This is a genomic window from Methylomonas sp. BG-2, from assembly GCF_057766305.1.
Genome location: NZ_JBYMAP010000138.1, coordinates 1 through 11,432 on the forward strand (window position 1 = coordinate 1; position 11,432 = coordinate 11,432).

An 11,432-nucleotide genomic window follows, 5' to 3' on the forward strand; every position below is an offset into this window, starting at 1 on the left:
CTCATTTTAGGTTCATGGAGAGCCGTCTCTTAGTCAAGGGCATCATTGGAGCTCGCACCACCTCGCTTGAATGTTAACGCCGAAGCGGATTCGCGGATGTTGCCGGTCCGCGAACCGGTGTTGATTTCGGCTTGGCGACAGCGAAACAATATCCATCCCAATTTTCGGCAGCGCGTTGGCACGAGTGACCACGGCGGGAGTCCGCGCTCGGCCTGATGAGCTTCCACAGCCAACATAAACCGATCGCAATCAGCCAGGACCCAAACCAGGCCGCGCCCTTGCCGCGAATCCGGCTGAGATCGCCGACGCCGACGTGCTGGTTCCGATCGCTATCGAGGTAGCGATAGGCCATCGTGTTGGTATCGACAACGGTCATGGCCGGCCGGCGGATTTGGCTTGATCAATGCCTGGCAAACGCCCGGTCAATAAAACACCCTGAACAAGCGCTGAATCTGTTCGAATTCGAACAGGTACGGTTGGGCCACGTCGCGGTTGGCGGCGACGACCAGCAAGTCGTGGGAGAACACCGAGGTGTTGTACCAGTTGAAGCTGCCGTCGATGACGATGTAGTCGTCGATGACGCAGTATTTGCTGTGGATGGGCGAGTAGGGCACCGGCAGATCGTCCTGGCCGTACACCAGGCCGACTCGGATGCCGGCATCCTTCAGGCGTTGCACGGCCGGCAACAGCGGGCGGGCGAGTTCGTCGCGCATCGGCCGTTCGACTCCGATCTTGCCTTGGCGGGCCAGATGGCCGTTCAATAGCAATTGCACGTCCACGCCGCGGTCGCGGGCCTGGATCAGAGCCGACACCACGCTGTCGTGGTGGTCGCCGAGCAAGTCGCCGATCAAGAACAGGCATACCTTGATCGAGCGGCGGGCGCGGTGGATTTCGGCGAGTATCGCGTGGTGCGGCCGGTAGACCTTGCCGTTGGCCATCGTCTGCCGGCCGAAGGTGTACAGCAAATTGAACGGGCTGAGCGGGTCGATGCCGTATTTTTGGATCACGCCGCCGCGCTGGCTTTGGAAGATGTTGTCCAGCAACCGGCATACGCCTTGGGAATGGAAGCTCATCCCCGATTCCCAGTTGGCCCACCAGCGGTCGAAGGTGATGTTGAACGAACCGAGGATGCAATCCTCGTCGTTGAAAATCACGAACTTGGTGTGCATGTCCGGCTCGACTTCGATCAGATGGTGCTTGGGCGTGCAAAACACCCCGACCAGCTCGATGCCGGCCCGTTTCAGGCGGGCGTAGTTGTCGCTGTTGGTTAGCGTCATCTTGCGCCAATCGACGACGCATTGCACCAGCACGCCTTGGCGGCTGGCGTGGATCAGATGGTTGATGAAGTCATGGTCGTCGATGCAATCCACGCTGACCTTGATCGTGCACAGCCGCTGGGGTTGATGATGCTTGGCGGCGATGGTTTTGTCGATGTGGTCGTGGATGTAGCGCTTGGGATGGTAGGGGTGATGCTGCTGCCCCTTGGTGAACTTCGGCGTCAGATGGAGTGCGTCGAAACGGTGGGCGTACCAGTCCGCGTCGCTTTGTAGCTGCTTGGGGTCGAGTTCGTGAGCCCGGTAGTGGTTGGGTGTGGCCCAATGATCGCCGATGTGGCGCTGCTGCGGTTCGGGATCGCTGGGCTGTTGGCCGTCCATGAAGATGTATTCCTGGCGGGATGCGATCGAATGTTCCCCAAGATGAACGATGAACGAAAATTTGATGCAATGAATCTTGCCGAACTGGCGCGAGTGGGGCATCACATAGAAATCGCGGGTACTGCGTTTATGGCGGTTCCATTCGACGTCGAAGGCGTCGGTATCGACAATATAGGTCTCGCAAATTTCGGTCCGGTAGACGCGCAAAATCACCTTCAGATTGGCCGCGACGCCGTGACTCATCTCGAAATCGATCTTGCCCCAACGGATGTCGAAGCTTTCGCGAAAATCGTTGCCGCGCGGAAAGTAACCGCCCAGTTTGCCGAACACCGGCCTGGCGTAATGTTCTGCTGCTTGCATCTGCTATTGCTACCTCAAACGTGCGATGAAACGGATTAGCGGGGCTCGAATTCGAACAGATAACCGCAATGGTCGGATACCCGGCCGTAGTCCTGTTCGGTAAACACCGCTCTCGCGGAGACGGCCTTGAGCGCACCGCTCTTGTTCATGAAAATGTAATCGATCCGGTAATCGTCCGCCAGATAATCGTGCCAATGGGCGTCGTCGACCCGATAAATTTGTTGATACAGGCCGGGCGCGCTGGCCGCCAGATATTGATCGCGGTACTGGTTGCCTTCGACAATCAAGCGGTAGCCGATCGAGCCGGCCGCGACGTTGAAGTCGCCGCACAGCAACGTAGCGCCGACTTCGCGGTCGCGGCGGGCGTCGGCCCAAGCCGCCAGCCGGCGGAATTGGCTTTCGAAACCGTCTTCCCACCAGCTCAGGTGGGCCGAAAAGACGTCGATGCGGCCGAAGCGCGGCAGCGTGACGTTGGCCGCGACCACCTTGCGAGAATGGATGCTGTAGACGTCGCTGCTGTCGGATACGTAGCGCGATTCCTGGCGTTCCAACGGATAGCGGCTGAGGATGGCGACGCCTTCCCGGTAACGGTCGAAACCCAGATGCGACCAATCGCAGTGTAAGTGAAACGGCTGCGATAGCCGCGAGTTGATGATGTTGGCGGCGTTGGACGGCCAGTCGCCGTAGCCGTGGTTCCAATGCTCGGCGACTTCCTGCAAGCACACCAAATCGGCCCGCCAGTCGTCGATGGCGCGGGCGATTTGGCTGAATTTGCGGTCCTGATCGGCTTCCTGGTAGCAATGCAGATTCAACACCAGCAGCCGTAGCGGCGGCCGGCTTAGCCGGTAGTTTTGCCCGGCCTGATTGTCCCAATAGGTGCGGGATCGGGTGTAGGCGGCGATGCAATATTCGATGCGAAACGCTTCGCCGATCCGTAGGCGAGTGTGCCAGAGCCGGGCCGGTTTCAGACCGGTCGCCGGTTCCCCGGCCGGTTTGCGGCGGCGGCCGGCCGCCTTGCAGGGGGCTTGTCGGGTGCGTCGCCAGCCGTCGTTGCTCCAGTTCACGCTGACATGGTCGATGGCCAGCGCCGCGTCGGTGGCGACCACCAGCGGAATTTCGGTGGTTTCCAAAGCCAAGGCCGTGGGCAAGGTCAGGGTTTGCAGAACCCGGTCGTCGGCCAGATGATGGCCGCCGCCGGCGCGGGTGTGGTAGTCGCGGCCCTGATTGTTATCCCAGGCTTCGCCGCCCGGCCAAGCGAAGCGCAACGCAAAACGCACGCCGCCGGGCAGGGCTTGGCCGGCGGCGTCGGTGAATTCGGCTTCGGCTCGCCAGTATTCGCCGCCGTCACCGGTTTTAGCCAGGTAACGTGCCGCCAGCGTTTGCCAAACGCCGTCGCGGCCGCGCCAAACCACCTCGACGGTTTTGCGGTAGTCCAAATCGGCTACCTGGATTAAAAAACTCAGCGCTTGGCGGCGCGCGCCGGCCCGGCCGGTCGCGGTATTGCTGGTGTAAATCAAGCGTATCGGTTCCATGCCGGGCTCCTGGGGTGATGGGCTGGCGAAATCCGGCGCGGAGGTCCGGGACGCGATACCGGCTCAGCCGGCGTAATCGCGAAAATCGATGTCGGGAAAAATATCGTCCATGATCTCCAGCGCTGTCAAATACCGTTCGTCGATGCGATTCTTGCGGATGGCGTCGTGCAGATAATTGAAGCGGGCCAGATGGTCGGCGATGCGTTTTCTGGCGTAATCGACGGTGGTGCCGGCCTTCATGATGAAGGGCCAGTCGGAGGCCTGCGCCAGCAGCAACGAGCGAGCCGCCTGATTCAGCGCCCGCTCTTGTAACGGCGTGACCTTCAGGCCGTTCAGATCGGCGGCGAGCTTTTCCATTTCGGCGGAGGCCCGGTGTAGCAGCGGATAAATCCAGTCGTTGCTTTCGTTCAACCAATAGCTGGAATAGCCGTGTTCGCCCCAACTCGACGCGGCCGGCCGACCGTTGCCGTGGCGCAGCGGTTGTCGCAGGTAGTCGGAACAGGCGACGGTCGTCAAGCCGCTGTCCGATTCGGCCGCCAACCGCAACACCTGTTCCAGCCAAAGCGGGCCCTCGTACCACCAATGGCCGAACAGCTCGGCGTCGTAAGGGGCGACGATGATCGGCGCTTGCGACATTTCGCGATCCAGCTCGGCGATTTGCTCGCGGCGGCGGCGCACGAAATCGGCGGCGTGCTGTCTAGCCTTGGCTTGGGCTTGGGCGGGTTGATAGGCTTGCTTGGCGAGGTTCTGGCCGGTGATCCGGTAATACTTGATGCCGGTGTTGATGCGGGTTTCCCGATCCAGGATGTAGGGCGCGACGTATTCCAGCGGCAGGTCGAAGCCGATGTCCCGGTAATATTCCCGGTAATCCGGGTCGCCGGGATAGCCCTGTTCCGCGCTCCACACCTGGCGCGACGAGGCCGGATCGCGGCCGAACGCGGCGACGCCGTTGCCGCAATCCAGCGGCGCGTAGACGCCCAGGCCCGCCGTATTGTCGGCGGTCATCAGCGCGTGGCTGTCGACGAAGAAATAGTCGATGCCATTGGCGGCCAACTCGGTTTCCAGGCCCGGATAATAGCCGCATTCCGGCAGCCAGAAGCCGCGCGGCCGGAAGCCCAGGCGCGACTCGAAACAGCGCAGGCCGACGCCGATCTGGTTGCGGACCGCGGCCGGGCTGACGTTGAGCAAGGGTAGAAAACCGTGCGTGGCGGCCGTCGTCGTCAATTCCAGGTTGCCGGTGGCGTGATGAAATTGAAACGCCGGCAACAACTCGCAACGGTAGCGCTCGCGGTAGCGGTACAGCGCGTCTTGAAATTGGTGCAGATAAAACTCGGCCAAGGCCTGAAACGGCGGCAGGCCGCGGGTGCGGGCCACCTCGCGCTCGGCCAGTTCCACCCGGCCTTGCAAATAGTGCAGGTAGCGGTTTTGCAGCAAGGCGTCGCCCAGCATCGTGATCAAGGTCGGCGACAGCGATAGGGTCAAGCGGTAGGCGATCCGGTCGTAATGCAGGCGCTCCAATACCGCCAGCAAGGGCAGATAGCACTCGGTGATCGCCTCGAACAGCCAGTTTTCCTCGAAGAAGCTGGCGTGTTCGGGATGATGCACGTAGGGCAGATGGGCGTGCAAAACGATGGCGAGATAGCCTTTAGTCATCGGCGTCTGTAGTTGGAGCGGCCGGATCGGCGGCCAAGGTTGAGGAAACCGCGAGCTGGAGCGGCAGCATGAATTGCGCCAGGCTTGGCGTCAGATCGTCCGGGCTCTCGGGTTGCGCGGCGGTCGCGGCGTCGTTGGACACCGCCAGCGGACTGAATTGCCGGTCGGCGCTAAAACGGCCGAGCACCGCGCGGTAGTGGGCCGCGCCGCCGCCAAGCTCCTCGGGTAGCGTGATGCGTTGCCGCGTGGCGTGGGTCGGAACCGCGACGTCGAACCAGCTCGGCGGGTACCCTGTGTCTGGGGTCGCGCCGGCCGCCGGCGCTTGTCTGAAGATTCGCAGTGTTAGCTGGCTGGGCTCGGCCGCATCCGGCGAAGCGGCGGGAAGCGGCGCTTCCAATTGCCAAAACGCGTGCAGATGGCGTGGGTCTATCGGCAGCAGCAGCAGGCTGGCCTGACTGCCGCGCGCCCGCGGCGCGTATTCGCGGCTGATTTGCTGACTGATTTCCAGCAATTCGCTGGGCGAGAATCCGCCGGTCGGCGCGCGTCGAACCCCGGATTCGTAACGGCGCGGCGCGAATTGCCGGCTGATGGATAGGCTGATTTCGCGTAATTCTTCGGCCGATAGCGGGGCGCGAGCAGGAGAATGTGACTGCGAAAAAGCCATCGGCGACGGTAAGAAATCGGATTGTTGGTTTCGACTCGCTGTCAACTGCGTGAATTGTGCGGTATTTGGCAAAATCGGCAAATTGCGAAGACTCTACTCGTTGTCGCCTATTTACGCAAGGCATAGGCCGGACGGCCGGAATTGCAGTAGAATCGGGCCTTTCGGACTTTTTCGGTCAAGGAAATGCATAAACAATACCACGTGAAGTCGGGTAGTCCTTATCCCCACGGCGCCAAAGTCGGCGAAGGGGGCGTCAATTTTTCGATTTCCAGCCGTCACGCCACTTACGTGGAGCTGTTGCTGTTCGCTCAGTCGGACAGTGAAAAGCCGTTCCAGATCATTCCGCTAACGACCGACAAACACCACACCTTTTTTTCCTGGCACGTGTTCGTCGTCGAATTGCCGGTCGGCACCTGGTATGCCTGGCGCTTGGACGGCCCGTCGCAAACGCGGGAAACGGGGTTGCGCTTCGACCGCGAAAAGTTGTTGCTCGATCCCTGGGCGCGGGCGGTCAGCGACAAGTTGTGGGTGCGCGGCGCGGCCTGCGTGCCCGGAGACAACAGCTACCACGCGATGCGCGGCGTCGTCGTCGACGACCAGTACGATTGGGAGGGCGATACCCCGTTGTCGATCCGTAGCGAGAAGGTCATCGTCTACGAATTGCACGTCGGCGGTTTTACCCGGCATCCGTCGGCCAAGGTCAAGCATCCGGGAACCTTTCTGGGGCTGATCGAAAAAATTCCCTACCTGAAGAAGTTGGGCATCACCCATGTCGAGCTGTTGCCGGCGATGGCCTTCGACGAACAGGACGTGCCGCCGCATACCGCCGAGCGCGGCTTGACCAACTATTGGGGCTACAGCACCCACAGCTTTTTCAGCCCGCATCCGGGCTATTGTGTGACGCCGGAACAGGGCACTCATATTCGGGAATTCCGCGATCTGGTCAGGGCGCTGCACAAGGCCGGTATCGGCGTGATCATGGACGTGGTGTTCAACCATACCTCCGAGGCCGGTACCGATGGGCCGGTCATCAACTTCAAGGGGATTACCGGCAACAGTTTTTATCTGACCGACAAGTACGACAAACGGGTGTTCCAGGATTACACCGGCTGCGGCAATACCGTCAATGCCAACCACCCGCTGGTGACCAACTTTATCATCACCTGCCTGGAATATTGGGTGCGGGAGATGCACGTCGACGGTTTCCGCTTCGATTTGGCCAGTGCCTTGGCGCGGGGCGAGGACGGCAGCGTATTGCAGGACCCGCCGTTGGTCTGGGGCATCGAGTTGTCGCAGCAATTGGCCAAGACCAAACTGATCGCCGAGGCTTGGGACGCGGCGGGCCTGTATCAAGTCGGCAATTTTCCCGGCTACCGTTGGGCCGAGTGGAACGGCCGCTACCGCGACGCGATTCGCCGCTTCGTGCGCGGCGACGGCGGCATGATCAACGAAGTGGCCACCCGCATCTGCGGCAGCAGCGATCTTTACGAACACCAGCATCGCTTGCCGATCAGCGGCATCAACTTCGTCACTTGCCACGACGGCTTCACGCTGAACGACTTGTTCAGTTACAACGACAAACACAACGAGGCCAACGGCGAGGAAAACCGCGACGGCTGCAATAACAATCTGAGCGACAACTGCGGCGTGGAAGGGCCGACCGACGATCCCGAAATACTGGCGTTGCGTCGGCGGCGCGCCAAGAACGCGTTGGCGATTCTGCTGCTGAGCCACGGCGTGCCGATGCTACTGGCCGGCGACGAATTCTTGAACAGCCAAAACGGCAACAACAACGGCTATTGCCAAGACAATGAGCTGAGTTGGTTGAACTGGGAGGACGCCAAGAAAAACTCCGACGTGCTGCGCTTCGTCCAGACCTTGATCAAACTCCGCAAGCGCCACACCGCGCTGATGCGCCGCCGCTTCCTGACCGGAAGGCCGCTGGAAGGCAAGACGCTGCCGGACATTCACTGGTATGACGTTGATCAAGTGCATCCGCCGGCCTGGACCGATCCGGAGGCACGCTTCCTGTCCTACACGCTGTCCGCGTTGGCCAAGGAGGAGCCGGATTTGCACGTGGTAATGAACATGGCTCGGGACGACGCGCTGATCGACTTGCCCAAGCTCGAAGGCAAGGCTTGGTGCTTGTCGATCGATACCGCGCTGAGTTCGCCGGCCGACGCCGTCGAACTCGCCAATCAGTCGCCGTTGCAAGTACCGCAATACCGGGTACGCGGCAACTCGGTCGTGGTATTCGAGAATACCCGCTTCGCCAATGAAGGCGGCGGCGAGTCGGTGTCGCATAAAGCGTCGGCCTTTTTGAGCAAATTGACCGGCATCCGTTTGATCGACTAGCCCGAAGCCGGGCTTCGCTCTCGGGCGCCGGCATCGGCGCGATGCCCCAAATTAGAGCGCTCGTTCAAGTTTCGGTATCATGCGGTTTTGCCGTCGATACAGGAAACGCCCATGCCGATTTTTGCCGCGCTGTCACGCCATGCCGCTCCGCTGCCCGAGGATTTGCAACCGGTCGCCGCCGGTTTTTGCAAACGCCTGGCGGCGGTTTTGGACGCCGAGCAGGCGGCGGTTTTGGAACACGAGGCGATCGCGGCGACTGCACTGAGGGTCTGCGTCTGTAGTCAATTCGTCGCCGACAGTTGGCTGCGCGAACCGGGCTTGATCCCGGACTTGGCGGCCGGCGGCGATTTGTTCGCGCCGATGCGCCGCGATCAATACGCCGCGACCTTGCAAGCGGCCGTCGCCGAGGCGGACGGCGAACCGGCACTGGCCAGGGTTTTGCGCCGGTTTCGACGGCGGGAAATGGTTCGCATCGCTTGGCGCGATCTGGCCGGCTGGGCCGATTTGGACGAAACGCTGGCCGATCTGACGGCATTGGCGGAAACCTGCATTGCCGCCGCGCTGGATTTTCTATACGCCCAGGCTTGCAGGCGCTGGGGCACGCCGACGCTGGCCGACGGCACGCCGTTCAATATCGTCGTGCTCGGCATGGGCAAGCTCGGCGCCTGGGAGCTGAATTATTCGTCGGATATCGATCTGATCTTTGCCTATGCCGAGGAAGGCCTGCTGACCGGCAAGAAGGAGATCAGTTACGGCGAGTTCTTTACCCGCTTGTGCCGGTCGTTGGTCAAGATGCTGGACGAAATCACCGTCGACGGTTTCGTGTTTCGTACCGACGTGCGCTTGCGGCCGTTCGGCGACAGCGGCCCGCTAATCATGGATTTCGACGGCATGGAAAAGTACTACCTGACCCAGGCCAGGGAGTGGGAGCGCTACGCGATGATCAAGGCCCGCCAGGTGGCCGGCGATTTCGAAACCGGCAGGCAACTGGCCGCGCTGATCAAGCCCTTCGTCTACCGCCGTTATCTGGATTACGGCGCCTTCGAGGAATTGCGGTCGTTGAAGTTTCAGATCGCTCAGGAGCTGAAGCGCCGCGACCGCTTGGACAACGTCAAACTGGGGCCGGGCGGTATCCGCGAGGTCGAGTTCATCGGCCAGGCCTTTCAGTTGATTCGCGGCGGTCAGGAGCCGGCGCTGCAACAGCGCGAGATTCAAGTCATCCTGGCCGCGCTGGCCGACCTGAAGCTGATGAGCGGCGAGGACGTGGCGGCGTTGAAGTTCGCTTATCGTTTCTTGCGCCGCACCGAAAATCACATCCAGGAATACCAGGACAAACAAACCCACGAATTGCCGACCCAGCCGGTGGTCCGGCAAATTTTGGCCTACTCGCTGGATTTCGAGGATTGGGAGGCTTTCAAGCGCGAGTTGGACGCGGTGCGCGAGCGGGTGCAGGACAGCTTCGAGCAAGTGTTTTCGTTGAGCGAACAGGACACCAAACAACGTAGCGCCCGGCTGATCTGGACCTGCGCCGCCGACGACGAATTGGCGCTGGAAGCCCTGGCGGAGTACGGCATCGCCGAGCCGGGCAATGTGCTGCAAGCCATTGTCGATTTCAAACACAGCCACGCGGTTAAGCGCATGACCGCCAAGGGCGCGACCATACTGGAGCGTTTGGTGCCGCAGACGATAGAACGCGTCGCCGAGACCGAGCATCCCTCGACCACGTTGCCGCGGGTATTGAAGCTGTTCGAGGCCGTGACCGGCCGGGCGGTATATCTGTCGTTACTGGCCGAAAACCCGCAAGCCTTGGCGCAATTGATCAAATTGACCGCAGCCAGCCCGTGGATCGCCGACTATCTGGCTTTATATCCGATATTGTTCGACGAATTGCTGGATACCGGCGCCCTCTACGCGCCGTTGCAAAAACAGGCGTTGCGCGAGGACTTGCGATTGGCCCTGAGCCGGGTCGATGCCCAGGACAGCGAGCAATTGATGATCGCGTTGCGTTTATTCAAACACCAGCATGTGTTGCGGGTGGCGGCGGCGGACATCATGGGGTTTATTCCGGTGATGGTGGTCAGCGATTATTTGACCTGGATCGCGGAGGCGATTCTGGAGCAGGTGTTGGCGCGCGCTTGGGCGATGCTGGGGGCCAAACACGGTTTTCCGCCCGCGACCGGCCCGGAGCCCAAGCATTTCGCGATCCTCGGCTTCGGCAAGTTCGGCGGCATAGAACTGGGTTACGGCTCGGACCTGGACTTGGTGTTTCTGTACGACGCCGCCGACGGCGACGCGCCAACCGATGGCGACAAGCCGATCGGCACCGCCCAGTTTTATATCCGCCTCGGCCAGAAAATCCGTCACATCCTGGATACCCGGATGTTGTCCGGGGTGTTGTACGAAGTCGATCTCAGATTGCGCCCCAACGGCGATTCGGGTTTGTTGGTCACCCACATCGGCCATTACGAAGCCTATTTGCGCGATCAGGCTTGGACTTGGGAACACCAGGCCCTGGTGCGTGCCCGCTTTGTCGCCGGCGACACCGAGTTGCAAACGGCGTACGAGGCGATTCGCGCGCGCATTCTGGCTCTGCCCCGCGATTTCGCGGAGTTGCAAACCCAGGTGCGCGAGATGCGCCAAAAGATGCGCGACAATCTCGCGCCCAAGGACCCGGCGGTATTCGACTTAAAACAAAGTCCCGGCGGCATCGCCGATATCGAATTCATCGTGCAGTTTTGCATTCTGGCGCATGCAGAGAAGTACCCCGATTTGGCGAGGTATACCGATAACGTCCGCCTGTTGGACGGCTTGCAGGCTCACGGCTTGATGCCAGCCGCCGAAACGGCGCTGTTGAAGCAGGCTTACTGTGCCTATCGCGATTACGGTCATCACCAAGTGTTGCAAGATCTCGGCGCAACGGCGGCGGCCGACGACTTCACGGCGCTGCGTGCCGAGGTTGAGCGACTCTGGCGACACTACATGCTTTAAACCCGCGCTTCGCCCGGTTTGAAACAGGCGTTTGGCGGAGCCAACCGCTGGCCGAGAGAGATGGCGATTGTATTTCCAGGCGTGCGGGGAGATCAGGCCGGTGGGTAACGGGGTTATTGGCGCGGCGTGTTAAAGCGTTGCCGGTGCGCGCGCCGGCGGATGCGGTGGACATAAGCACAGAGAACGAGTGTTAATTATTCGCGGTCGAGTCCGCTACACTTGTCC

General features: G+C 61.1%; 6 protein-coding genes. 2 read left to right on the forward strand and 4 right to left on the reverse strand.

The genetic code is table 11. The features are described from left to right. Positions 1 to 422: 422 nt before the first annotated feature. The 4 genes from AC3B8H_RS13735 to AC3B8H_RS13750 form a co-directional block, all read right to left on the reverse strand. On the reverse strand, positions 423 to 2,015 hold the full coding sequence (locus AC3B8H_RS13735) for a phospholipase D-like domain-containing protein (protein ID WP_488442113.1): 1,593 nt from the start codon (positions 2,013 to 2,015) through the stop codon (positions 423 to 425). A gap of 35 nt (positions 2,016 to 2,050) precedes the next feature. Next, positions 2,051 to 3,547 carry an endonuclease/exonuclease/phosphatase family protein gene (locus AC3B8H_RS13740; protein ID WP_488442114.1) on the reverse strand — a complete coding sequence of 499 codons (1,497 nt, stop codon included), beginning with the start codon at positions 3,545 to 3,547 and terminating at the stop codon, positions 2,051 to 2,053. Positions 3,548 to 3,610: 63 nt separating this feature from the next. Next, positions 3,611 to 5,200 carry a glycoside hydrolase family 57 protein gene (locus AC3B8H_RS13745; protein ID WP_488442115.1) on the reverse strand — a complete coding sequence of 530 codons (1,590 nt, stop codon included), beginning with the start codon at positions 5,198 to 5,200 and terminating at the stop codon, positions 3,611 to 3,613. Further along, positions 5,193 to 5,864 carry a DUF4912 domain-containing protein gene (locus AC3B8H_RS13750; protein WP_488442116.1) on the reverse strand — a complete coding sequence of 224 codons (672 nt, stop codon included), beginning with the start codon at positions 5,862 to 5,864 and terminating at the stop codon, positions 5,193 to 5,195. The genes AC3B8H_RS13745 and AC3B8H_RS13750 overlap by 8 nt, the downstream gene beginning before the upstream one ends. Positions 5,865 to 6,047: 183 nt before the next feature. Here AC3B8H_RS13750 and glgX point away from each other — a divergent pair, with 183 nt between their 5' ends. Both glgX and glnE read left to right on the forward strand, forming a co-directional pair. After that, on the forward strand, positions 6,048 to 8,219 hold the full coding sequence (gene glgX / locus AC3B8H_RS13755) for a glycogen debranching protein GlgX (RefSeq protein WP_488442117.1): 2,172 nt from the start codon (positions 6,048 to 6,050) through the stop codon (positions 8,217 to 8,219). A gap of 111 nt (positions 8,220 to 8,330) precedes the next feature. Continuing rightward, the gene (gene glnE, locus AC3B8H_RS13760; protein ID WP_488442118.1) at positions 8,331 to 11,207 is read left to right on the forward strand and encodes a bifunctional [glutamate--ammonia ligase]-adenylyl-L-tyrosine phosphorylase/[glutamate--ammonia-ligase] adenylyltransferase; all 2,877 of its coding nucleotides are present in this window, start codon (positions 8,331 to 8,333) and stop codon (positions 11,205 to 11,207) included. Positions 11,208 to 11,432: the final 225 nt, after the last annotated feature.